Below are 23,181 nucleotides of genomic sequence, written 5' to 3' on the forward strand. Positions count from 1 at the left end.
ATGCCACGCCGTCTATCGCTGAAGGTCACATCCTGCTTCGATGCTCGACTGCTGGTCAGGCCGTAGGTGTCCCGGTAGGGGTTCGGCATATGGCATGGCGTCTCGGCCAAGAGCTGGGCTCTGGCCTGTGCGTCGCGAAGCGATGGCCGCTGGTTTATCTCATGGGCAGGCTGATTCGGATGTCGGCTCCGGTGGCGTGGTTGGTGGCGTGGGTGTGGCCGTCGTTGGCGGTGATCAGGGCTGCGGTGATGGCGAGTCCGAGGCCGGTGCCGGGGTGGGTGCGGGCGGTGTCGGGGCGGGTGAAGCGGTCGAAGGCGTGCGGTAGGAATTCGTGGGGGAAGCCGGGTCCGTGGTCGAGGACGTGAATGTCGGCTCGGCCGTCGGTGGGTGTGGCGGTGAGGTGGATGTCGCCGGCGGCGTGGCGCAGTGCGTTGTCGACGAGGTTGGCGAGCGCGCGATCGAGGTCGGCGGCATGGACCAGGGCGGCGAGCTCGGTGGGGGCGTCGACGGTGATGCGCCGGTGGTCGGCGTGCAGTGCGGGCCCGAAGCGTTCGGCGATGGCCTGCAGCACGGGGGCCAGCTCGACCGCTGTGGACGGTGGCGTGGCGTGCTGGCGGTCGGCGCGGCTGAGGGCCAGGAGGTCTTCGGCCAGCCGGGTCAGGCGTTGGGTTTCGGTGAGCGCGGAGCGCAGGGCGGTGGTGAGTTCGTCGTGGCTGCGGGGCCGGCGCAGGGCTAGTTCCAGTTCGGTGGTGAGCAGGCTTAGCGGGGTGCGGAGTTCGTGGCTGGCGTCGGCGATGAACTGGCGTTCCCGGACCAGGGCGGTGTGTAGCCGGGTGAGCATGGCGTTGAGGGTGTGGCCCAGGCGGGCGATTTCGTCGCCGGTGTTCGGCACGGGCAGGCGGTGGGTGTCGTGGTCGGCGTCGATGCCTTCGGCTTGGCGGCGCATGGCCTCGACGGGTCGTAGGGCGGCGCCGCTGAGGGTGTAGGCGGCGATCACGGTCACGAGCAGCACGACGGGAAGCACGATGAGCAGCTCGCTGATGAGGTCGGCGACGATGGCATCGGCGTGCTGGCGCAGTATCCCGGTGAGGTCGCCTTCGTTCACCGCGTCGCGGAACTCGAGCACGGTGGCGGTGCCCGCACCGAGCAGCACGAGGCCCATGACCACGGCGAACACGATCGTCAGTCGCCAGCGGATGGGCAGGCTAGCCAGACGGCGCATGGCGGCCCCCGTCTTTGCGGAGTCGGTATCCGGCGCCGCGCACGGTCTCGACCGAGCGGACACCGAAGGGGCGGTCGATCTTCTGCCGCAGGTAGCGGATGTAGACATCGACGGGACTGATGCGCGGGTAGGTGTCACATGATCTGCGGCGCTGAGGAGCGTTGCAGGGAAGGATGTGCATCATGCCTGCTCCCTACCCCCAGGAGTTCCGTGACGACGTCGTCCGCGTCGCGAGGAACCGCGAACCTGGCCAGAAGCTCTCCCAGATCGCGCGTGACTTCGGAATATCCGAGTCGTGCCTGACGAACTGGATGCGTCAAGCCGACGTCGAGGACGGCAACAGGCCCGGCAAGACCCGGGAGGACTCGGTCGAGCTGCGCGATGCGCGCAAGCGGATCCGGCTGCTCGAGCAGGAGAACGAGGTCCTCCGCCGTGCCGCGGCCTACCTCTCCCAGGCGAACCTGCCGGGATGAGTATTTGAAGGCTTGAAGGCCACTCGATATCGCCTCCCGGGACCAGCGATATTGCCCTCGGGGACCAGGGGTGGTGTCGGTGGGGGCCACCGGCCCCCGCCGACAGCCTTCCTACTGGTTCAGTAGCGCTTGTTCGCGCATATTGTGGGTGCCGGTATCGACCCAGATGGTGTTGTGCACGATGCGGTCCATGATCGCATCAGCATGGACCCCGGACCCGAGTCGTTGATGCCAATCCTTCTTCGCGTACTGGGTACAGAACACCGTCGACGTGCTGTCGTAGCGACGCTCGAGCAACTCCGGCAGCATGCTGCGCATCGACTCATCCGGATGATCGAGCAACCACTCATCGATGACCAGAAGAGTGAAGGCCGCGTACTTGCGAAGGAACTTCGTCGTGCCCTGCGGCTTGTCCAACGCCTGCGCCCACGCCTCTTCAAGATCCGGCATACGAATGTAATGAGCTCGAATCCGATGCTGACAGGCCTGCTTCGCCAGCGCGCAGCCCAGATAGGACTTTCCGGAACCGGTGAAGCCTTGGAAGACCACGTTCTGCTGACGCTCGATGAACGAGCACGTGCCCAGCTGAGCAAGAACGTGACGATCCAATCCTCGTTCCTCGATCCGATCCACGCGACGTAGATCTGCCCCGGGGTAGCGCAGACCGGCCCGCCGGATCAGCCCTTCGACCTTGGCGTGGTTGAACGTCTGGTGCGCCTCATCGACGACCAGTCGCAGTCGGTCATCGAAGCCCATCCCCAACACGAGGTTCTCGTCTTCACTCTCAAGCGCCTCCAGGAGGGCGGCAGCGCCCATCTCCCGCAGCTTGCGCTTCGTCTCACCGTCGGTCCCGCTCATTTCGCGCCCCCTTGTGCGTAGTAGGAGGCCCCACGGACATAGCCGCCGTGTTCGACGAGTTCTTCTCGTGGCGGCCTCAGGCCGGCGGCCTTGTCCTGACTGGTCGCCAGGATCGGCTGAACGTGGGCATAGCGCGGGGAACGGACCGGTCCGGCCAAAGCGATCCGGCACGCGGCTTCCACACGCTCCGCGGAAAAGCGTCGTGACAGCCGCAGCACCGACAATGCGGCATCGAGTCCCTGCTCATCCACCGGCACGGACTCGAAGATCCTGTTGACCACCGCCAGGGCGGAGGGTCCGATCCGCTCGGCCCATTCCCGCACTCGCGGGGCATCCCACGGCTGATATCTCGCACCGGTGGGCAGGTCAGCATCGTTCGTCCGATATTCGTTGGCCGACCCTTCGGGAAGCAGCAGGTGGCTGCTCAGCCGTTCGGTGCCGCGGTAGGCCTCCAGCACGCGGTCGGTGATCCTCAGATCGACTTTCGTACCGATATGCGCCACCGGGACCGAGTAGTGATTGCGTTGCCAGCTGACGTGTCCGTTGCGCGCCGCCCGCCGGCCATAGACCCAGTGGCTGATCTCGTAGGCCACCTGCGGCAGGGGTGTCAGCAACGGCTGCTCCTCAGCGGCGAACACGCTGGTCCGGGAGCCTGGTCGCTTCTGGAACGGCTCAGCGTTGTAGGCCGCCACCCGTTCGGTGATCGCTGCTTGAAGTTCCGGCAGAGTCGCGAACTGTCGGTCTCGTAGGCCGGCGATGATCCAGGTCGCTATGTGCGACACGGTGTTCTCCACGCTGGCCTTGTCTTTCGGCGCTCTGATCCTGCCTGGCAGCACGGCCGCGGAGTAGTGCGCGGCCATCTGCCTGTAGGCGTCGTTGAGAACGATCTCGCCTTCGCGGGGATGCTTGAGTACCCCGGTCTTGAGGTTGTCCGGCACGATCCGTGGACTCGATCCGCCGAAGGCTTCGAACATCGCCACATGGGCCCGCAACCAGCTGTCCTGCTTCATATCCAGGGTCGGGGCCACGAACGCGTACCGACTGAACGGCAGACACCCCACGAACAAGTAGACCGTGGTCTCCTTGCCGGTGGCGGGGTCGTGCAGGCCCATCGTCGGTCCGGACCAGTCGACCTCGACCGTCTGTGCCGCTTTGTGCCCCACCCTGGACGCGGCGCCGGTGACGAGGACGTGACGTTGGTACGTCCGGCAGAATCGGTCGTAGCCCATCGCCGGCGTCCTCGCCGTGGTGCAGTCATCGGTGTACTCGCTGTGCAGCAGCTTCAGCGTCACACCGACCCGAGCCAGCTCCTTGTGGACCTGTTCCCAGTCCGGCTGGGCGAACACGCTCTGATGCTCGCCTCGACCCGGGAACACCAGCCCGTAGACCTCGGCATCCGTCTTGTCTTTGATGTCGTCCCAGCCGAGCCCGGCCGTGTCGGCGGCCTCGAGCACCGCGGTGACGGACTTCCGCGACATCCCCTGTGAAGCCGCGATCGCTCGTGCGGAGAGGCCCTCGGCGCGTAACTGCAGCACCAGCTTGGCTCTGATCTTCCGTACCATGAATGGTCTCCTTCCGCCGCGTGCCCTATACACGCGACGGAAGGAGCCTAAGCACGGTGGCCCCGAAGCACGCCATGAGTGGTCCCCACGCGCACTATCGGCCGATCAGCGCAGTGGCCCCCGAACACACGACCGATGGACCCCAAAGAAGCGAATATTCAGGGAAAAGGTTCTACCCGCTCGTGACCGAGCTCGCCGCTGACGGGATCCCCGTCGCGGTGTCCCTGCGGGTCTTGAAGCTCTCCCGCCAGCCCTACTACCGCTGGCGGAAACAGCAGGTCACCGAGGCCGAACTGGTCGAGGCCTACCGGGCCAACGCCCGCTGGCGTTGCGCTTTCACGTCCGCGGTCACGGCTTGATAGCCGCGCGTCTTCGTCGAGTTCGGTCGAAGCTCTCTGGAGACCACCGAAGGGCATCCACCCAGGTGAGACGCGATCTTCCGGACTCCCCACCCGGCCTTCGATCCCGTCGAGATCTCCATCCGCTCCGTGAACGTGAGTCGCCGCCGCACCATCCCAGGCCTCCTCGCCTCGAGCCCCCACCGACCGGGAGTGTTGCTACGACGCTATGACACCACCAACCGACAGTCATCTCTTGCCGATTTACATTCAGCCGACGACCTGAATGAAGCCAGCAGCCGAATGCACTCGACGGTCTACGTCGAAGTCGTGGTCTGGTCCAGGTCTCGGCGTCCCTTGCGGAGCCCGATTTCGTAGGCTGTAAAGGAAATGAGCGTCAGTGCGATTAACGGCAGCACGAACCACGCCATGGCTACGGTGAATCCCTCCAGTGCATCGTGCGCTGTGGCAGCCAGCACAAGGTATCCGGTGTAGGCGGCGTACAAAACCACGAACAAGCCGCCCTCCCAACGCGCCACCGCGAAGCCCGTGAACGCGATCGGCAGTAGTGCCACTGCGGCCGCCAGCATTACTGGGATATCGAAGGCCACTGCGGCGCCGGATACGGGAATGCCTTCAAGAGAGATGAGCGCGGTTAGTCCTAGCACTACCCCTATGTTCATGATATTGCTGCCGACCACGTTGCCCACCGCTAGGTCCCGTTCACCGCGACGCACGGCAATGATGGACGTCGCCAGCTCGGGCAGCGATGTCCCGACAGCCACAACGGTCAGTCCGACCACGAGGCTGCTTACGCCCAACGTGGTGGCTATGTTCACTGCTCCTTCCACGAGCAGCGTGGCACCGGCGACCAGCAACGCGACCCCCAGCAGCACAAAGAAGAGCGACCTGCTGACCGAGGCGCCTAGCGCAGCCCCTTCCTCGTCGGCTGGATCGACGGTTGCCGAATCTCCTGTCCCTTCCCGGGCATTCACCGCGGTCTTGGCGTCCCGCCGACTAATCACCACGGACATTATGGTGTGGACCACCACACCGAAAAATAGTATCAGCCCGTCCACCGCACTGATCCTCCCATCCAGGGACACAAGGAGCAGTAGAACTGACAAGACGACCATCAGGGGCAGGTCAAAGCGGACCAGCCTCCGCTTTACAGCGAGGGGAACGACCAGCGCGGACAGTCCCAGGATGAGCAGGACATTAACGATGTTGCTGCCAACCACATTGCCCACGGCAAGCCCCGGTTCATCACGCAGTACAGCACCGACGCTCACTGCGAACTCGGGTGCCGACGTCGCCGCTGACACTACGGTGAGACCGATCACCAATGACGAAATCCCGAAACGTCCGGCCAGTGCTGACGCCCCACGCACCAAAAATTCCCCACCCAAGACCAGCAGCACCAGTCCGGTCACGATCCGTCCAATATCAAGCACATCCATGAGTAGGAGTGTACGGACCACAGTTCAGGCCCTGCCACGAGCACCCGCTGACCTCGAGATTTCACTGGGGTGTGGTCTCGACGGGTGGGCGTCATAGAGAAAGGTGCTCCTGGCCTGGGATGATACGGGGTGTCGAGTCTCGTAATCCCTGGCCGGAAGGAGCACCTTTCAGGTGTCCCACCCTACCGTGTTGGGACTGATGCGTGGGTAGGCGTCACATGATCTGCGGCGCTGAGGAGCGTTGCAGGGAAGGATGTGCATCATGCCTGCTCCCTACCCCCAGGAGTTCCGTGACGACGTCGTCCGCGTCGCGAGGAACCGCGAACCTGGCCAGAAGCTCTCCCAGATCGCGCGTGACTTCGGAATATCCGAGTCGTGCCTGACGAACTGGATGCGTCAAGCCGACGTCGAGGACGGCAACAGGCCCGGCAAGACCCGGGAGGACTCGGTCGAGCTGCGCGATGCGCGCAAGCGGATCCGGCTGCTCGAGCAGGAGAACGAGGTCCTCCGCCGTGCCGCGGCCTACCTCTCCCAGGCGAACCTGCCGGGAAAAGGTTCTACCCGCTCGTGACCGAGCTCGCCGCTGACGGGATCCCCGTCGCGGTGTCCCTGCGGGTCTTGAAGCTCTCCCGCCAGCCCTACTACCGCTGGCGGAAACAGCAGGTCACCGAGGCCGAACTGGTCGAGGCCTACCGGGCCAACGCCCTGTTCGACGCGCACCGCGACGATGACACCTTCGGCTACCGACTGCTGGCCGACGAAGCCGCCGATGCTGGCGAGGTGATGTGTCGGCGGACCGCATGGCGGATCTGCCGGGACAACCAGTGGTTCTCCGCTTTCGGGAAGAAGCGAGGCAAGAACGGCAAGCGGCCCGGCCCGCCAGTGCACGATGATCTCGTCCAGCGAGACTTCACCGCTGACGATGTCAACGAACTCTGGCTGACCGATATCACGGAGCACCCGACTGGCGAGGGCAAGCTCTACCTCTGCGCGGTCAAGGACGTCTTCTCGGGTCGGATCGTGGGCTACTCCATGGACTCCAGAATGAAGTCCCGACTTGCAGTGAACGCCCTGGACAATGCCGTTATCCGCCGCGGCGACATCGCGGGTTGCATCGTGCATTCGGACCGCGGATCGCAGTTCCGCTCCAGGAAGTTCGTGCGTGCTCTGCACCGCCACCACCTGATCGGATCGATGGGGAAAGTCGGTGCCGGAGACAACGCCGCGATGGAGTCCTTCTTCGCCCTGCTGCAGAAGAACGTCCTGGACCGCAAGCGGTGGCGCACTCGAGAGGAACTCCGGATCGCGATCATCACCTGGATCGAGCGGACCTATCACCGCCGCCGCCGGCAGGACAGCCTGGGCCGATTGACCCCCATCGAGTACGAGACCATCATGAACCCGACCGTCAGCCTGGCGGCCTAAACCCAGCTGTCACCTATCGGCGCACCAGTCCCTCGCCGCCGTCGAGCGAGGCCGGAGGCCGAGATGCCCGTCCAGTCCGAACACCACTCGCACGGCCACGCCGTCTTCCCGTGGCCGCAGCTGCTGGTGCTTCTGACCGAGTTCGCTCTGCTGCTCTACGGCATGCTCGGGTTCCGCTACAGCGGCCTGCCCGTCCCGAGGCCAGCCGGGCTGCTCGGGGTGGCGGTGGACCCGATCCGCGACGTGGCCCACCTCGTGCTCGGCGTGGCCGGGCTGCTGTGTGCGACCCGGCTGTCGGCCGCCGCCCGGTCGCTCATCCGCCGAAGGGGAAGTCCCGGCACCACGCCCCAGATCACGCCCAGGGCCAGCACCCGATGCCGGTCAGGGCGGAGAACGCGATCCGCGGCCGGTCCTCGCTGAGCTCGTTCTGGATTGCAGGTGACGGCCGGCACCGGCGAGGAGGTTCAGCCGTGGTCGGAGATGCTGGGGAACAGGCGCGGGTGGCGATCGGAGGCCCAGTCGAGCACGAGGAGCGTGGCGTCGTCCTGCAGGCGCTCGTTCTGGTGTGCCATGACGGCGGCGACCAGGCGGCGCAGGGTCTCGGGTGCCGAGAGCTGGTCCTGCTCGGCGCGTTCGGCCATGTCGATCAGGCGTTGCTCGCCGAAGAACCGGCCGTGCTCGTCGCGGGCTTCGGTGATCCCGTCGGTGTAGAACAGGACTCGATCGCCGGGTTCGAGCTGTTCGTGCCCGACGACGTCCGCGGGGGCGGCGGCCGGTGCGGTGATCCCCAGCGGCAGGCGGGGAGGCCGGGTCAGCTGCTTGACCATGTGGCCGCCGCGTAGTACGAGGGGCGGTGGGTGACCGGCCAGCAGGTAGGTCAGCTCCCCGGTCGCGACGTCGAGTCGGCCCAGCGCCGCGGTGACGAAGCGACCTGGGCGGTCATACTGCTCGAGTAGCGCGTCGGCCCGTTCGGCCTGGACTGTCAGGTCGCGGATTCCGTCGCGGCGCGCGTTGCGGATGGCGGTCACGGCCACGGCGGTACTGATCCCGGCCATCAGGTCGTGACCGACCCCGTCGAAGATCGCGAGATCGATCGCGTCGCCCACGGCGTAGTCATAAGCGTCCCCGGCCACCTCGTCGGCCGGCTCGAGCAGCGCGGAGATCACGACCCGGTCGGTCGCCAGAGTGCGTGGGGCAAGCTGCTGCCACAGCAGCTCCGAGGCGGGCGACAACCGGCGGGCGCGAAGCTGCTGCAGCCACGTGCTCTGCCCGAGCTTGGTCATCAGCAGGTGCCCGACCAGCCCGGCCAGCGCCCACAGCCGCCGACGCAGAATCGCCCCGTCGACAACCTCGTCATCCAACGCGACCCGAAGGACGCCGACGCGTTCGGTCCCGTCCAGCAACGGCAGCCACAGGACGCGCTCACCGTCATGATCGCCGCCGACGACGATCTCGGTCAGCTGGTAGGCACGACCGCCTGTGGTGCCTTCCACCGGAATCGGTGCACCAGACGCATCGACCAGCACGACATGCAGGGCGCGCTGGGCCAGGTCGACCATCAGCACCTCGACACCCAGCCCCGCCGGGCGGAGGGCCCGATCCACCGTCTCGGTGAGCTGCTCCGCCGCGACCAGGTGCGACTCGTCGATCACCGTGGTCAGGATCCGCGCCCACACCTCATCGTCCGGGTCGTGCACACGACGACCCTACCGGCACGCGTCCAACGCGCCCCACCACGGCGGGCAGGCTTCGTGCCGGCGCGCTCACCGCGCGGCGACGGCACGCGCCGGACGGCACCACTGCGGAGCGCTTCGTATGACACGCATGCCAGCAGGTCGGTGATCCTGGGTGGGGCGCCGCGGCTAGATTGTGCTGCACGACCGCTCCGAGCACCAGACCGCCGACGTGTGTGTACGCGCGCCAGCGCGCACCAGATGTCGCGGTCGGTGGCGCTGAGTCTGTAGGCACTTTTCGTCGTCGAGAACGGATCTCCGCGGTGAACCCCCGTCCGGTGTGCCGGCCGTAGTCGTCCGATGTGGGCCGCTGTTGGAGCTCGAGCGCGTCTCGGAGAGTAGCGGTGTCAATCGACCCTTCTGGGGGCCCGCGGACCGCCAGGGGTCAGATTTCAGGATCCGTCGACAAGCGGCCATTGGGAAGCCGAGGGCGGCCTACCCGGCGCGACTGAGCACGCTCAACGCGGCATCGGTCTTGGTCTGCTGATGAGCAGCTGGCTCGATGCCGTGGTCGGTGAGCAGGGCGGCAACGGCGTCGACGCGGTCCAGCGCGCGCGTCGCCCGACACTTGGTCGACACCTCGACGAGGTCAGCGCTTCCGGGAAGCGCCCAGTGTTCCAGGGACAAGCGCACCCTCGAGCGGGTGCGGGTGCGGGTGCGCGACACCTCGATCGGACCGTGAAGCTGCAGTCCGCCGTCCTCGATCCGCAGACCCGTGTGGGAGTGGAGGAACTCCCGTTGTTCGACCGAGAGCAGCGTCGCCGGCGGCCATCGTCCGGTCAGCGTCGGCGGAAGCATGTCCGGTTCCAGGGGGCGGCTCAGTGCGGCGGACCAGACCGTGTAGCCCGGCAGTGCGTCGAGTTCGATCTGCAGGTTCGGTAACCACCGCGCGCTGCCGAGATTCACCGGGCGTCGACGGCGCAGTTTGACCGCCACGTCACCGCCTCGGTGTGTCCGCCGCACCCGGAGGACGACCCCGTAGCGGCGCAAGGCCAGCTCGGGGGTGTCGAGAAAGTACACCTGGCGAGTCCGCACGTCTCTGTGGGGGGCCGCGGAGTCGTCACCGAGCAGCCGCCGGTAGCTCGTCGCGCACACCAGCGCCTTGAGCTCGACCCGCGTCACCTCCGGCCCGCCTCGTGCGAGGGCACGAGCCAGGTCGGACCACGGCTGTCGTGCGCCTGCGAGCGACGCGCTGCAGTAACAGTCACCTCCACTGCCGGGTCGAGAACACCCCCAGTGATGCCCGACCGCGCCGGTGTCCGGAGCGGGCCGGCCGTCGCCGACCAGTACGTCGGCAACACCGGTCGCCTGGACGCCCGTCGCCGGCGAGGCGATCACCGGCTGCGGGAACGAGGTGACACGGGGTTCCCCGAACGGCACACGTCGAGCAGAAGTCACAGAGCCCTCCACGCCACGTCGATGACGCGAGCTGGGCGTTCAGCTCACCAGGCAAACCGGATCATACGGGTTGTGACTGATTGTGCTGGTGGAAGCACAGAGACGAGGCCGGCGCCATCACATCCCGTCGAGGTCGGCGAGGTGTGAACCACCTCTGGTGCGGTCGGACCGCAACGATCGGGGCACGCTCACTGACGGCGTGGCGAGCATCGTGGCCTTCCACGAGTAGCGGACCGGGTGCGGTGCGTGCTGACCTGGCAGGCTGCGAACGGTTGTTGGTCTGGTGCTCTGCGTGATCAGCGGCTGGCCGAGTGGGCTCGTGGTGAACCTCTGGAGTGGCACATGGACTGGAACGATGCAGAGCAGCTGGCGTCGGCGTTGCGGTCGAACGCGGACTACCTGTTGTCGAGCCGTATCGCCGAGGACGAGCTCGAGCAGCGGTTCGGGCGGATCTGCCACGGCGTGGTGGCTGCGCTACCCGGGGCGAAGTGGGCGGCGTTGACGATCAACACTGGGTCGGATCTGGAGTGCCACGGCGCGACCGATGACCGGGTCCCGGCTCTGGTCGAGGTGATGGACCGGTGCGGTCACGGCCCGTGCGTGGACGCGCTCGCATCCGGCACGACTGAAGAGATCGTGGTCGCCGACCTGGGCGAGGAGCAGGACAGATGGCCGGTCTTCGCTCCCGCAGCCACCGACATGGGCTTGCGCAGCGTGGTGTGTTTCGCGATGGCACCCGATGACCATCCGGCCAAGTCGCTCTCGGCATGGTCGGATGAACCCGGGGCGTTCGCCGACCCGTGGGAGCGCACGATCATGGCTGCGTTCGTGACGCAGGCGGCGATCGCGGTGTATGGCGCGCAGCAGGCTGCGCATCTGACCCGGGCCCTGGCCACCCGCGATGTGATCGGACGGGCCAAGGGCATCCTGATGGAGCGATTCTCGCTGGGCGACGACGATGCGTTCGGGCTGCTGGTGCGCTCCTCGCAGGACGTCAACATGAAGCTGCACGATGTCGCGGAGTTCCTGTGCCACGAAGTCGAAACGCGCGCCGCCCACCCGGGATCGCCGCAGCAATGACGGTCCCTGGCCGGCCGCAGCTGCGGCGTGGTCGCCGGCCGCAGCGGGTTTGGGTGGTCGGGGTTTGGGTGGCCGGCCGACGGTTAATCGTTCGAGCAGGCCGGAGGGTCTCGCCTAGGAGTGACCGCCGGCCGAGGTCCGGGCCGGTTGACAAACACAGCTGGCGCGGACCGCCTATGTGCTCGCCCGGATTCTGCGCCTCGGTGGGCAGGCGCGGCGGCGGATCGGGACCGGACCGGCACGCGACCTGCCGAGGGGTGCGGCGCACTACGCCGGCGGGCCCCGTAGCCGGGCGACCGACTACGTCGGTCGGAGCGGGCGACCGCGGTGCACGATTCGTCAGCGGTTTACGGCTCAAGTCCTGACGGTCGTAGGCCGATGAGCATGCTGAGCCGAGCCCGGCCCCGGACGGTGCTGCTCAAATCTCTCCATCAAACGGTGCGGACATGTGCTGGCCGCCCGTGCGTGGGCGAAGGCCCATCCGCGGTACCCCGCCGTGGTGGCGGCCAGGGACCGTGCACGGTGTGGGCAGGCGGCGCGGCGGGTAGCTCAACCGCATGACTGATCCGCACCGCGACGATGACGGGCACGACCAGGACGCCGAGCCCACGATGACCGCGCCCCCAGAGGACCGCCCCGACGCAACCCCGTCCGCGACCGACCGCGAGGGCCGCGACGACAGCCCGGACGTGGTCGACACCGACGACGAGCAGCCACGCTGACCTACCGCCCGCCAGCCCCCCGACCGGGTAGGGCCCGTCCCGGTTCGGGCCAGCCCGGACGGGTGCCACCAATGCGGTGTGGCACCGCAGCGACAGGGAGGCCCCCGTGCTGAGAGGGGGCCGCGGATCGCTGTCTCGCGCTCCGGGCCCGACCTTGTCCCCGCGGTTGGCGCGCGTGCTGGCGGCGTCTTGCGATCAGTGTGCTCGGCGCCGGCAGCCTGCTCGGGTCGCTCGTGTTGAGCATGCTCTCGACCCCAACTCGCTGAACTCTGATGCGTCCTCCGCGAACGCCAAGACCGCAGGGGCTTCCGCGCTCACCGATCCCTCGGCCGCCACCACCGTCGATCCGCGCGGCACCATGCTCGTCGCCGAGGCCTTCCGGCACTCCAAAGCGATCGGCGCGTGGGCGACGGCGAGTCGGTGCTCGCCGCGGCCGGTGCCACCGGTACCGGTGTCGTGGTCGGCGACTCCCCGACCGCGACGCTGCAGCAGGTCCAGGACCTGCTGGGACTCCATCGTGTCTGGGACCGGTTCCCGGCTTGATTCCGGCCTCACCAGGGGAGGGCCCCGGCCGAGGGGAACACCGGAGACCGGTCGCGGGCCTCACCCGACGACCGTGCTGCCCGAGACCATGAACGGACCGATCCATACCGGAGCCGTGGCCCGGCGGGAGACGACCTCGACCGGCGCGGCGGGCGAAGAGCTCGTCAACGTCGCTGTGTTTGCTCGGCGGACTATTTGGTATACGTCCCGACTTCGAGGCTATCCGGCCTGTTCGACCGTGGAGGGAGCCTGTCATGTCCACCCGATCATCCAGCGGCGCCGCGGTGCGCCGCAGTCCCGTCCAGCTGGCCGCCGCCGTTGTCGGGGTGGTGTTCCTGCTGGTCGGCATCCTCGGGTTCATCCCCGGTGTCACCACCAACTATGGCGACCTCACCTGGGCGGGGCACCACTCCGGTGCGCTGCTGTTCGGGCTGTTCGCCGTGTCCGTGCTGCACAACCTGGTTCATTTGCTGTTCGGCATCGCCGGGATCGCCCTCGCCCGCAGCGCACCGGCCGCCCGCAATTTCTTGATCATCGGCGGCGTCATCTATGCGCTGTTGTGGATCTATGGATTGGTCATCGACCACAGCAGCGCGGCCAACTTCGTCCCGGTCAACGACGCCGACAACTGGCTGCACCTCGGCCTGGCCATCGCCATGATCGGTCTCGGCGCTGCCCTCGGCAATGCCCGGACCCGGTGATCTGGGCGTTGACTGACTGACCGCCTGCGGTCGACGCGGGCCACCTTCGCACTATGGCCGGCCGGACACGTGCTGCGGTTTCCCAGGCAGGCGGCGTCCGGCGCTCACGGTCCGGCATCGCGCGCGGGCAGAGGATGGGGCGGAGCGGACGGTGATCGGCGGTGTGGCGCGGTCGGGGCGATCCTTCACAGCACGCGACCGCAGGGCTCACCGTCCCACGGGTCGCGGACATCGGGACCGAGCCAGAAGCACACCCGGTTCCCGCGCAGCACCGGCTTCTGCGGTTCAGGCCGCTGCCCGACCACACGTGTCACCGGACAGCCGCACGTCGGTCTCTCCGGTAGGCAGAACGGCAGCAATCCGGCGTCCAGCACCATGTCGTGCGCATCATTGGAAAGGCGACCGATCACAGACGGAACCACGGTCACCTGGTTCGCATGGGAGCGCCTCGACCCACCGGACATGGGCGCTTTGTTCCGCGACAGCGGAAGAGCAAACCTCCGAGCCTCGTGCCATGCCCGTGACCGAACCGGCATGGCCGGGGCAGACGGCGCGACGACCGTGGCCATCAGCGTGCACGGGAGTCTCGTGGCAGCCAACGATGTGACCGTCTGAGCTGGCAGGGGTGGTGTCGGCGACGGGACGGCCGGGCCAGGCACCACGGTGCCCGGCCGGGCCGACGTGCGGGGGTCGGCCGGCGGGCGCCGCTGCGCGGCAGTGCCGGTCAGCTCGACGAGGTCACGGCCGCGGTGACACGTGGTGCTGTGGTCTCGCGCATGGTGGAGCGGGCCTCACCGGCCGAGGACGAACGTGCGGAAAGCGCCGTCGAGCAACGGCTGAGCGACGTTGTGCACAGGCACCCCACCGGGGGTGCGGCCATCCGGGGCACCGGCGTGCGCGTGGCCGTGCACGGCGAGGGCCACCGGCACGTCCTCGCGGTCGCAGTCGTCGATCGCCCGGCCCAACAGGTGGCTGCCGAGGAAGGCGTGGATCTGCGGCGGCTCCCCGGCCAGCGTCCCGGGGATCGGGGCGTAGTGGGTCAGTGCCACGGCGACGTCGCAGTCCAGGCTGCTCAGCGCGGTGCACAACCCGTGGGCCAAGGACCGGTTGCGGGCGTCGAAGGCCTTCATCTCGGGTTCGCCGAAGCCGGAGGCCGTCGCGGGCGGGAAACCGCCACCGAAGCCGATGGTCCCGGCCACGCCCAGCCGGGCCCCGGACACGTCGAACACGGCCCCGGTGCCCTCCAGCACGGTGATTCCGGCCGAGATCAGCTCGGCGGTGACGCCCTCGACGTCGTCACCGTGCAGATCGTGGTTGCCGAGCACGGCCACCACGGGGACCGGGGCGTGGGCGAACTCGCCGGCCACCACCCGGGCCTCGGCCCTGGTGCCGTGGCGGGTCAGATCCCCGGCGAGCAGCAACAGGTCGCTGTCGAGTCCGGTCACGTCGTCGGCCCACGCGCCCTGCATGCCCTCACCGAGGTGAATGTCGGCCACTGCGGCCACTCGGATCATGCGCTTACCTCCGTGCGATCGGCTATGCCGCGGTGATGCCCAGGTCGTCACACAGTCCGAGGAACGCCCGGGCGAACGGCCAGGTGCGGCACTCGCAGCGCAGCAGCGGCCAGTCGATCTGTTCCCGTAGCGCCCGGGCGTGCAGCAGCAGTGGCCCGAGATCGCATCGGTGCTCCCCGAGCGCCAGAGCCTTGGACGCGATGATGTCAGTGGCGCACTCGACCGGCATCATCACCGAGTCGACCCGTAGCTCGTCGGCCCGCGCGAGACGTTCGCGGGTGACCGGCCGGTCGGCCGAGCTGAAGATGAGATCGACCAACGCGTCGCCGTCGTAGACCTTCGTCAACCAGTCCTCCGGCGGGTCAACCAGCCGCAACCCGGCCGCGTCCAGGGCGTCGGCCGCCTGCGGCACGTCGTCGGCGACGAGGACGAAGTCGACGTCATGCACCGGCTCCGGTCCACCTCGGGCCCAGGACGCGTATCCGCCGGTCAGCGCGAACGGCACCTGCGCGCCCTTCAGCGTCGTCGCCACCCGCTTCAGCACCTCGCGCAGGAGCCGGTCGTCGGTATCACCGGCCCTCACCCGGCCCACCGGGCTGCTGCGGCGCGGCGGCGGTCGACCATCCGCTCGGGTGCGATCATGCCTTGCTCCTTCTCATGTATCAGGTCGCGCGGTACTAGTAGTGCTTTGTTAGGTGTGTCGTTCCGGCTGGTGAGCTGACGTTCGTGATCTCCTTCGGGGTGTGACCCCGGAGGAGATGGAGCAGGTCAGGCCGCGGCTGGAGGCGTTCGCGGGCGAGATGCTCGGCGGGCTGGCTCGGTCGGATCAGTGAGCCAAGGGCGAGCTCTATCTGCGCGGTCTGATGCTGGACGGCAAGCGTAAGTCGATGCAGCCGATGGCGGTCCGGCTCGGGGTCGACCACCAGCAGCTCCAGCAGTTCGTCACGTCTTCGACGTGGGATTACATCGAGGTCCGCAGGCGAGTGGCGCAGTGGGCCGAGACGTTCATCAGCCCCCGCGCGTACGTCATCGATGACACGGGTTTCCCCAAGGACGGGTCCGATTCGCCCGGGGTGGCGCGGATGTACTCGGGGGCATTGGGCAAGGTCGGGAACTGCCAGGTCGGGGTCAGCGTGCACGCGGTCACCGACTGGGCCTCGGCAGCGATCGACTGGCGACTGTTCCTGCCGCGCTCCTGGGACGACACCACCGTCGACCCCGCCGAAGACCCCACGGTGAGCGAGGAGATCCGTCGCAGGCGGGCGCGCAGCAGGATCCCGGCTCAGGTGCGGCACCGGGAGAAATGGCGCCAGGCCCTCGACATGCTCGACGAGATCACCGGTGACGAGTCCGACGACGGTGCTGGCGGCTGGGGTCTGGCCCCTCGGCCGGTGGTGGCCGACGCAGGCTATGGCGACTGCACCGAGTTCCGGCTCGAACTCCAGCGGCGCGGCATGCCCTACGTGCTGGCGGTGAAAGCGTCGACCAGCGCCTACGCCGCGGACGCCGAGCCGGTGACCCCGCCGTACGGCGGTCGCGGCCGGCCGCCGGTGCCGCGCTACCCCGCCCCGGCGTCCACCCTCGCTGCGCTCGCCCTAGCTGCAGGGCGCCGAGCACTCCGGCGGGTCACCTGGCGCCACGGCAGCCGCAAGACTGCCGGGAACCCGACCGCGGCGATGACCTCACGGTTCCTGGCTCTGCGCGTGCGCCCGGCCAACCGCGAGATCCCCCGAGGACCGGACGGCTCCCTGCCCGAGTGCTGGCTGATCGCCGAATGGCCACCCGGCAAGCCCGAGCCCACCGACTACTGGCTCTCGACCCTGCCCGCCGACACCGGACCACGCGAACTCGTGCAGCTGGCGAAGATCCGCTGGCGCATCGAACACGACTACCGCGAACTCAAAGACGGACTGGGCCTGGACCATTTCGAGGGCCGCAGCTACCTCGGCTGGCACCGCCACGTCACCCTCGCCGCCCTGGCCCAGGCCTTCTGCACCAGCCTGCGCTACGACCCAAAAGCCCCTGCGCCGGCCTGACCCTCTACGCCGTCCTCCGCGAACTCCAGACCCTCCTCGGCATCTGGACCGGCGCCTGCCACACCTGCAAACGCCCCTACCCAGTGCCGACCTAACAAAGCCCTACTAGCCAGCGCCGTAGAACGGGTGCCCGATGCGGTCGCGATCACGCACCAGGCGCCCGACGTCGGACGTCGAGCGTCCGTGGACGGCCTCGCGGACGGCGCTGAGCGTGGCGGTCCTGGCAGCACCGCACACGGCGTCCTCCGCACGGGCGCCGGCCTCGAGCCACAGGGAGACGAGCACGAGCGTGTCCTGGTCGGCCTCGAGCAGCCTGTCGGCGACGGCGTCGAGGACACCGCGGGCGATGCCGACCTGGCAGGGCCCGAAGACCATGGCCTCGACCGCGGGGGTGTCGGCGGACATCTTGTTCAGCATGATCGTCGGCGGTTGGAGGGTCTCGTAGGAGGGCTGGTCGGGGGCCGAGACTCATGAGCACGGGTGTGAAGCCGGCCGACGGCGCCACGAACGCGTTGGTGATCGAGGCTGCGGTCGGTGATCCGCGTCGCGCCAGGACGACGTTGACGTGGATACCGTTGGGTGGAGGGCCGCCCCAACCCTGGCTGAATCGTCCGTCCACAGTATCCATACGTCCGGGATCCTCACATGTCGAACGTGTCGTCGACCTGGACGACGCCGCGGCGGAAGGCGGACAGGTGCGAGACTGCAGAAACGACCGCGGCCACCACCCCGGCGCCCTCGTGCCCGAGCACGGCCGGTAACGGAGAGCGAATGCGACCCGCGCGGGTGTGCGCGTCGCGGGCACACCCGGTCGCGGCGATGCGGACCAACACCTCGTCCTCCCGCGGATCATCCACGGTCAGTTCGGCGAACCGCAGCGCCATGGCTCCTTGTCCAGAACCGCCGCTCGCATCAGCACGCCACCCTCATGCCCTCTCGGCCGAGTAGCGGCCACCCTCGCAGACAGCGACCACCATCCGCGTGAGTGAGGTAAGACACGCCCGGCCGGCGTGGCGCACCCGGTGAGCGCCTCTGCATGGTGTCCCCTCATATCGGCCGAGGTGGCGTCGATGCCACCGTTACGACGGTATTTGTAGGAGTAGCTCGACGCCTGAGATGGACATGCCGCTCAGCGAAGGCGTCGCCTTCCGACTGGGGATTGTTCTCGCCCGGCATCTGCGCGCAGGGCACCGGCGAATCCGCGTCCGCGCCGGTATCGCTTCCGGCGGACCGGGTACGCGAGCAGTCGTTGCCCGCAATGACCACGACGCGAGGGGAGCCCTGGATGGTCATCGACGTGCCGGCTACGGACCAACCCGACTTCGGCGAGGGAAGCCTGTACTTCGTCGGGAACGCCACGACCGTGATCCGCTACGGCGGGTTCTCGATCCTCACCGACCCGGCCTTCCTCCACGCCGGCGAGCACGTGCACCTGGGCCACGGTGCCTACGCGCGCCGCGAGGTCGAGCCCGCGTGTCAGATCTCCGAGCTGCCGCCGCTGGACCTCGTCGTGCTCTCGCACCACCACGGCGACCACTTCGACGACGTCGCGGCACGCGAACTCGACAAGAACCTGCCCATCGTCACCAACGACCACGCGGTCGGACTGCTGCACAAACAGGGCTTCACCCACGGCTACGCCCTCGACACGTGGGAGACACAGGAGGTGACCAAGGGCAACGCCCGACTCCGGGTGACATCGATGCCCGGCAAGCACGCCCCCGACCACGTCGCCGACCTACTCCCGCCCGTGATGGGCAGCATGCTCGACTTCTACGACGGCAACGACCACCGCTTCCGCCTCTACATCAGCGGGGACACGCTGCTGCACGACCGGCTCCACGACATCCCCCGCTGGTATCCCGATATCGACCTCGCGCTGATCCATGCCGGTGGCACGACACTGCTCGGCACGGTCGTGACCATGACCGGGGAGCAGGCGGTGCGGTGTGTGGAGATCATCGGACCGCGCACGGCCGTCCCGATCCACTACAACGACTTCTCGGTGTTCCAATCGAACCTGGACGACATCAAGCGGGCGGCCGAAGCATCCTCGGTGGAGACGACGTTCCACTACGTCTCCCACGGCGACCAGTACCGGTTCGGCCCCAGGCAGTGAACTCCACGGCGCACCTACCCGGAGCGATCGCCGCAGCCGCAGCCCAGCGCGTGCGTGGCCAGGACCGAATCGCGGATCATGACCGACTATCGCATGCAAGCTCGGCCAGTTCTCCGCAGGTTCACCGCGCCCGTGGCCGGCTACCGCCGCACACGACCGCCCACGGTGCGGACCATCTCCGCTCCTCCGCGCCGGTCGTGGCCCGCAGCCGAGAGCCCCTCACCGGCCCCCGGCCGGCGACATCCGGGCCAGTGAGCCTCTGGCTCACCGCCCGAGTCACGCGGGGCTACGAGTCCACCCAGCGCCCGGGTGCGCGCGGTAGGCCAGCCAACCGACGAGGAGTCCATCCAACTGATGCAGCGTCGGGTCGGCGCTGAGTGCGGCCGCGCCGGCTCGCGCGGTCGCGGCAGGGTAGCGACGCCGCCGCTCAGGCTCCGGGCTACCCGACGGCGGTCGGCGGCCGTCGACGGCCGCGGAGAGGTGCCAGACGCCGTACTGGTCACACTCGACCACCAGCACCGGGTCTCCGCCAGCCACCGCCGCCGACGCCCGCACTTGCACCTTCACCGGTAGGCACTCCGCACGATCAGGGACGGTGCGCTGAGCATCGGCTCGCACGGGTCCACGATGGGCCGGTACTGCCGTATCCCGAGATGTGGTCGCAGTCACAATGCCCATCTATACCGTCTCGGCGAGTGTGGGGCTCGCCACCTGACACAGCCGGCGACGCCCGAAGCGTGGTGGTCGCTATCCGCGAGCCGCGTGGCGTGCTGGTCCAGACTGCCCGCAGCGTGGTGGCCGTGGAGGTATCAGCGCCGTCGTCGGGGCGTGTGCTCGTTCCGGCGCGGACAAGCGCGTGACGCCAGAAGCAGCTCGCCTACTACTACAGTCACAGTTATGGTGCTCGGGAGCGGGCGTTGTAGTGGCAGTGTTGCGCTCGGGCTTGATGGCGTCGTCGCCATCGTGACCAGCTCAGGACACTGGCCAAGCAGGGTGTGGGAGTCCAGATCAGCCCGGCGAGTAGGCGGCGGATCTCGGGCAGGGTGAGTGGGATCAGCTCTGCGGCCTGGCGTGATCGTTTTTTTGGGCGTCGGCGCGGGTGACGGTCAGGAAGGCGTGGGCGAGCATGGCCAGGGTGATGTGGCGGTACCAGCCGTCGTAGCGGCGGACCTGGTAGTGATCAAGCCCGACCTCGCCTTTGGCGGTCTGGAAGGATTCCTCGATCGCCCACCGGGTCCCGGCGATGCGCGCCAGCTCGCGTAGTGGGGTTCGGGCCGGCGCCGAGCACAGGTAGTAGGCGATGTCGGTGGGGTCGGTCAGGCTCCGCCGGGCGAGCAGCCAGTAGCCGGGCCCGGCCAGCGGGCGGACCGCCGCTCGGGCCCATTGGTAGACCCGGGGGCCCTTGGCTCCGGCGCCGGTCGAGACGGTGCTCCAGGCCTGCGGCGCGAGCCCGGCGATCACCTCGTCGGCGCGCACGTCGATCCCGCCACCGGCTGCGGTAGTCGGGTGCACCCGCTGGCTGCAGGGCACGGCCACCACGTAGGACAGGCCGCGGTCTTCGAGCATCAGGCGCAGGCGACTTGTTGGCCGCCGCTGAGCGTGCAGACGACGGCGTCATTGAGGGTGCAGACGTCGGGGACGTGATCAGGCCCCGTCGGCGGGGTGCCGGACGGGGCCTGGTCGTCGAGGTGGCGCGGTGGTCGTCAGGGCGCCGTGGGTGTGGTGATCATTCTGCGGTGACCTCGGCGACCGCGGCTCGGGTGGAGGACTCGTCGACGATGGCCTTGTCCGCGGCGAACGCGGCGACGAGGGCCTGGAGCGCGAGGTTGTTCACCGCGCGGGGATAACCGCGGCTGGTCTGGTGGATCAGCGCGGCGGCGTCGTCGGAGAACAGGGTGTCGGACCGGCCGGCGAGTCCGATGTGGTGGCGTAGGTAGCTGCTGGTTTCCTCGCTGGTCATGGACGGCATGGCGTAGCGCAGCCCGATCCGCTGGTCCAGCGCAGCCAGCACGCCGAGTTTCATCTGTCGGCGCAGGGTCGGTTGCCCGACCAGCAGGCAGGCGAAGGGGCTGGTGGAGTCCATGTCGTGGTTGGTCAGCATCCGGATCGACTCGAGCTGGGCATGATCGAGCAGGTGTGCTTCGTCGATGACCAGGACGGGGGTGCGGCCGCGTTCGACCTGCTCGAGGGCGAGCGTGTCGACGGTCTGTGGGACCAGGGTGGCGTGGTGGGTCAGCGGCCGGGCGCCGAGCGCGGCGACGATCTGGTGGTGGATGCCGCGGACCCCGACGGTGGGGTTGGGCAGGTAGATGATGGTGTGGCGGGTCGGGTCGAGTGCGGCGAGCGCGGCGCGGACGGCGACGGTCTTCCCGGCGCCGACCTCGCCGGTGATCACTCCGATCCGGCGTTCGGCCACGCACCAGCCGATCCGAGCCACGGCCTCGTCGTGGCTGGTGTGACGGTGCAGCATCCCGGGGGCGAGGTCACGTCCGAAGGGGGTGCGGGTGAACCCGAAGAACCCTTGCAGTCGATCGATCATGAGCCGGCCTCGTTCCCGGTGAGCAGATCGAACTGGCCGGGTAGCTCGGCATCGGTGCCGGTGAGGGCGGCGTAGTCGAGACCGGTCTCGTGGGCGAGTTTGGCTTGGTGGGCGCCGTCGAGCAGGCGGGCGTAGTCGATCCCGGTCGCGGCGGGCGGTTCGGGTGGGGTCTCGGGTCGGGCCTTGAGGTGGGCGTGGCGCCCGATCCGGTATGGGATCGCGATCCCGGCCGGGATGCCGCGGACCCGGACCTCGATGGTGGTCAGGTCGAACGGGTCGAACACCAGCTCGACACGGTGTCCGACCAGCCCCGGGTCGACCTGGTAGGTGTTGCCCTGCAACGACACCAAGGCGGTCTTGGTGACCGTGCGCTGGGCTTCCCAGAGGAACGCCTCGGCCAGCGCATCCGGTGTCGGGAGCTCGAACGGGCCGCCGGCATGCCAGCGAGCCAACGGGGCCTGGTCGGTCTCGGAGTGCACGCGGCGGTGATAGACGGTCTCGACCCAGGCGGTGAACAGCCGGTTCAGCTCATGCAGGTCACCGACCAGATGCCGGCCGGGCTCGGTGGCCTCGCTGCTGGATTCACCGGTGATCTCGACGAGGAACTGCTCGCGCACGGTGCGGAAGAACCGTTCGATCTTGCCTCGGCCCTGCGGACGGCCCGGAGTGGAGTGGATCAGCCGGATGCCCAGCTTGGCGCAGGCGCGCAGCAGCCAGGCATCGACGAACGCCGAGCCGTTGTCGACATAGACTCCGTCGGGGACTCCGCGGGAGCCGAGCGCGGGGCGCAGCGCGGCGGCCAGACGCACGGTGTCCTCGGCGAACCCGAACCGGTGCCCGACCACGGCGCGGGAGTGATCGTCGAGGAACGCGAACAGATACGTCTTGCGGCCCCCGATCCGCGGCCCGTGCAGGGCATCCCCGGTCCAGAGCTCGTTCGGGCGGTCGGCCTCGAACCGGCCGAACACCGCCTCGGAGCCCGGCCCGCCGGCGGCCAGCGCGCCGAGCGCCGCGGCGATCAGCGGATCGGTGGCGAAGTGGCGTTGCAGGGTTCGCTCGCCCGGTGCCCATCCCATCTGGGCGCGCAGGATCCGCCGGACCTGGGTGGCGGTGCGGGCCGGGTTCTCCCGCTTGAGCGCGACCGCCATCTCGAGCACCTCGGCCGGCAGCAGCCGCGGGCCCGACTGGCGCGGTGAGGGCACCAGCGCGTCGAACCCGCCCCGGCGCCAGGCCCGGATCCACCGATCCAGGGTGTCGCGCGAGACCCGGACCCGGCGCCCGGTCGGGTCGGTGTGCTCACACCCGGCGATCTCGCGCACCAGCCGGCCCCGCGCCCGACTCGACAACTCCGGATCGGCCGCCTCGCGGATCAGCTGGTAGCGAAACAGCCCGATCGCCCGGGCCCGCTCGGTTCGTGCCGCTGCTTCGTCGTGTCTCACCGTCATCGGTGAGCCACCT

General features: G+C 68.5%; 23 protein-coding genes and 2 pseudogenes. 10 read left to right on the forward strand and 15 right to left on the reverse strand.

Annotated elements, in window-relative coordinates; translation table 11 throughout:
* Positions 1-154: 154 nt before the first annotated feature.
* Both JOF36_RS40575 and JOF36_RS36860 read right to left on the reverse strand, forming a co-directional pair.
* Positions 155-1,222 (reverse strand): sensor histidine kinase, encoded by a 1,068-nt coding sequence (locus JOF36_RS40575; RefSeq protein WP_210036865.1) that lies wholly within the window; start codon positions 1,220-1,222, stop codon positions 155-157.
* A complete protein-coding gene (locus tag JOF36_RS36860; protein ID WP_372447486.1) occupies positions 1,206-1,406 on the reverse strand; it encodes a winged helix-turn-helix domain-containing protein in 201 nt (66 codons plus the stop codon). Before JOF36_RS36860 ends, JOF36_RS40575 begins: the two co-directional genes overlap by 17 nt.
* On the opposite strand from JOF36_RS36860, the gene JOF36_RS36865 reads away from it, so the two are divergent.
* Positions 1,405-1,695 carry a transposase gene (locus JOF36_RS36865; protein WP_210036866.1) on the forward strand — a complete coding sequence of 97 codons (291 nt, stop codon included), beginning with the start codon at positions 1,405-1,407 and terminating at the stop codon, positions 1,693-1,695. The genes JOF36_RS36860 and JOF36_RS36865 overlap by 2 nt on opposite strands.
* A gap of 111 nt (positions 1,696-1,806) precedes the next feature.
* Here JOF36_RS36865 and JOF36_RS36870 read toward each other — a convergent pair whose 3' ends face one another.
* Positions 1,807-2,553, reverse strand: a complete 747-nt coding sequence (locus tag JOF36_RS36870) for an ATP-binding protein (protein ID WP_210036867.1) — start codon at positions 2,551-2,553, stop codon at positions 1,807-1,809.
* Entirely contained in the window at positions 2,550-4,115 is a 1,566-nt protein-coding gene (gene istA / locus JOF36_RS36875) for an IS21 family transposase (RefSeq protein WP_210036868.1), read from the reverse strand. The genes JOF36_RS36870 and istA overlap by 4 nt, the downstream gene beginning before the upstream one ends.
* 182 nt (positions 4,116-4,297) lie before the next feature.
* Here istA and JOF36_RS36880 point away from each other — a divergent pair, with 182 nt between their 5' ends.
* The gene (locus JOF36_RS36880; RefSeq protein ID WP_210037164.1) at positions 4,298-4,474 is read left to right on the forward strand and encodes a hypothetical protein; all 177 of its coding nucleotides are present in this window, start codon (positions 4,298-4,300) and stop codon (positions 4,472-4,474) included.
* On the opposite strand, the gene JOF36_RS40580 is transcribed toward JOF36_RS36880, so the two are convergent.
* On the reverse strand, positions 4,420-4,629 hold the full coding sequence (locus JOF36_RS40580) for a helix-turn-helix domain-containing protein (RefSeq protein WP_281072849.1): 210 nt from the start codon (positions 4,627-4,629) through the stop codon (positions 4,420-4,422). The two genes, JOF36_RS36880 and JOF36_RS40580, sit on opposite strands and share 55 nt — an antisense overlap.
* Positions 4,630-4,770: 141 nt before the next feature.
* Positions 4,771-5,913 (reverse strand): calcium/sodium antiporter, encoded by a 1,143-nt coding sequence (locus tag JOF36_RS36890; protein WP_210036869.1) that lies wholly within the window; start codon positions 5,911-5,913, stop codon positions 4,771-4,773.
* A gap of 262 nt (positions 5,914-6,175) precedes the next feature.
* On the opposite strand from JOF36_RS36890, the gene JOF36_RS36895 reads away from it, so the two are divergent.
* Together JOF36_RS36895 and JOF36_RS36900 are read left to right on the forward strand one after the other, a co-directional pair.
* Positions 6,176-7,338 (forward strand): IS3 family transposase gene (locus JOF36_RS36895; protein WP_245353240.1). Its coding sequence is split into 2 segments (ribosomal slippage): positions 6,176-6,460 and positions 6,463-7,338, totalling 1,161 coding nucleotides; the frame shifts between segments, so codons are not numbered across the junction.
* 63 nt (positions 7,339-7,401) lie between these two features.
* Positions 7,402-7,758 carry a DUF4383 domain-containing protein gene (locus tag JOF36_RS36900; RefSeq protein ID WP_210036870.1) on the forward strand — a complete coding sequence of 119 codons (357 nt, stop codon included), beginning with the start codon at positions 7,402-7,404 and terminating at the stop codon, positions 7,756-7,758.
* Between the two features lie 44 nt (positions 7,759-7,802).
* Here JOF36_RS36900 and JOF36_RS39810 read toward each other — a convergent pair whose 3' ends face one another.
* Entirely contained in the window at positions 7,803-9,035 is a 1,233-nt protein-coding gene (locus JOF36_RS39810; RefSeq protein ID WP_210036871.1) for a PP2C family protein-serine/threonine phosphatase, read from the reverse strand.
* Positions 9,036-9,506: 471 nt separating this feature from the next.
* On the reverse strand, positions 9,507-10,007 hold the full coding sequence (locus tag JOF36_RS36910; protein ID WP_245353241.1) for a hypothetical protein: 501 nt from the start codon (positions 10,005-10,007) through the stop codon (positions 9,507-9,509).
* Positions 10,008-10,715: 708 nt separating this feature from the next.
* Between JOF36_RS36910 and JOF36_RS36915 the strand changes: the two genes are divergently transcribed.
* The 4 genes from JOF36_RS36915 to JOF36_RS36930 all read left to right on the forward strand — a co-directional run bounded on the left by JOF36_RS36915 (position 10,716) and on the right by JOF36_RS36930 (position 13,515).
* Positions 10,716-11,549, forward strand: a complete 834-nt coding sequence (locus JOF36_RS36915) for an ANTAR domain-containing protein (RefSeq protein WP_210036873.1) — start codon at positions 10,716-10,718, stop codon at positions 11,547-11,549.
* 557 nt (positions 11,550-12,106) lie between these two features.
* Positions 12,107-12,271 (forward strand): hypothetical protein, encoded by a 165-nt coding sequence (locus JOF36_RS36920; RefSeq protein WP_210036874.1) that lies wholly within the window; start codon positions 12,107-12,109, stop codon positions 12,269-12,271.
* A 402-nt stretch (positions 12,272-12,673) separates the two neighbouring features.
* A complete protein-coding gene (locus tag JOF36_RS41260; RefSeq protein ID WP_210036875.1) occupies positions 12,674-12,814 on the forward strand; it encodes a hypothetical protein in 141 nt (46 codons plus the stop codon).
* A gap of 254 nt (positions 12,815-13,068) precedes the next feature.
* Positions 13,069-13,515 (forward strand): DUF4383 domain-containing protein, encoded by a 447-nt coding sequence (locus JOF36_RS36930; protein ID WP_210036876.1) that lies wholly within the window; start codon positions 13,069-13,071, stop codon positions 13,513-13,515.
* 791 nt (positions 13,516-14,306) lie between these two features.
* Here the strand turns inward: JOF36_RS36930 and JOF36_RS36935 are convergent.
* A complete protein-coding gene (locus JOF36_RS36935) occupies positions 14,307-15,029 on the reverse strand; it encodes a metallophosphoesterase family protein (RefSeq protein ID WP_210036877.1) in 723 nt (240 codons plus the stop codon).
* Positions 15,030-15,051: 22 nt separating this feature from the next.
* Positions 15,052-15,612 (reverse strand): hypothetical protein, encoded by a 561-nt coding sequence (locus tag JOF36_RS36940; RefSeq protein ID WP_210036878.1) that lies wholly within the window; start codon positions 15,610-15,612, stop codon positions 15,052-15,054.
* A gap of 160 nt (positions 15,613-15,772) precedes the next feature.
* Here JOF36_RS36940 and JOF36_RS36945 point away from each other — a divergent pair.
* Positions 15,773-17,065: pseudogene (locus JOF36_RS36945) on the forward strand (IS701 family transposase).
* Positions 17,066-17,170: 105 nt separating this feature from the next.
* Here JOF36_RS36945 and JOF36_RS36950 read toward each other — a convergent pair.
* Together JOF36_RS36950 and JOF36_RS36955 are read right to left on the reverse strand one after the other, a co-directional pair.
* Positions 17,171-17,488: pseudogene (locus tag JOF36_RS36950) on the reverse strand (formaldehyde-activating enzyme); the annotation flags it as partial.
* Between the two features lie 218 nt (positions 17,489-17,706).
* Complete coding sequence (locus JOF36_RS36955) at positions 17,707-17,949, reverse strand: alcohol dehydrogenase catalytic domain-containing protein (RefSeq protein ID WP_210036881.1); 243 nt, start codon at positions 17,947-17,949, stop codon at positions 17,707-17,709.
* A 401-nt stretch (positions 17,950-18,350) separates the two neighbouring features.
* Here JOF36_RS36955 and JOF36_RS36960 point away from each other — a divergent pair, with 401 nt between their 5' ends.
* Positions 18,351-19,184, forward strand: a complete 834-nt coding sequence (locus JOF36_RS36960; protein WP_210036882.1) for an MBL fold metallo-hydrolase — start codon at positions 18,351-18,353, stop codon at positions 19,182-19,184.
* A 1,053-nt stretch (positions 19,185-20,237) separates the two neighbouring features.
* Here JOF36_RS36960 and JOF36_RS41560 read toward each other — a convergent pair.
* From JOF36_RS41560 to JOF36_RS36975, 3 genes are all read right to left on the reverse strand, one after another.
* Positions 20,238-20,789, reverse strand: coding sequence for an IS701 family transposase (locus JOF36_RS41560; RefSeq protein WP_443706286.1), 552 nt, complete (start codon positions 20,787-20,789; stop codon positions 20,238-20,240).
* 121 nt (positions 20,790-20,910) lie between these two features.
* Complete coding sequence (locus tag JOF36_RS36970) at positions 20,911-21,723, reverse strand: ExeA family protein (protein WP_210036884.1); 813 nt, start codon at positions 21,721-21,723, stop codon at positions 20,911-20,913.
* Positions 21,720-23,168 (reverse strand): DDE-type integrase/transposase/recombinase, encoded by a 1,449-nt coding sequence (locus JOF36_RS36975; protein ID WP_210036885.1) that lies wholly within the window; start codon positions 23,166-23,168, stop codon positions 21,720-21,722. The genes JOF36_RS36970 and JOF36_RS36975 overlap by 4 nt, the downstream gene beginning before the upstream one ends.
* Positions 23,169-23,181: the final 13 nt, after the last annotated feature.

This window comes from Pseudonocardia parietis (genome assembly GCF_017876315.1).
In the GTDB taxonomy this organism is placed as follows: Bacteria; Actinomycetota; Actinomycetes; order Mycobacteriales; family Pseudonocardiaceae; genus Pseudonocardia; species Pseudonocardia parietis.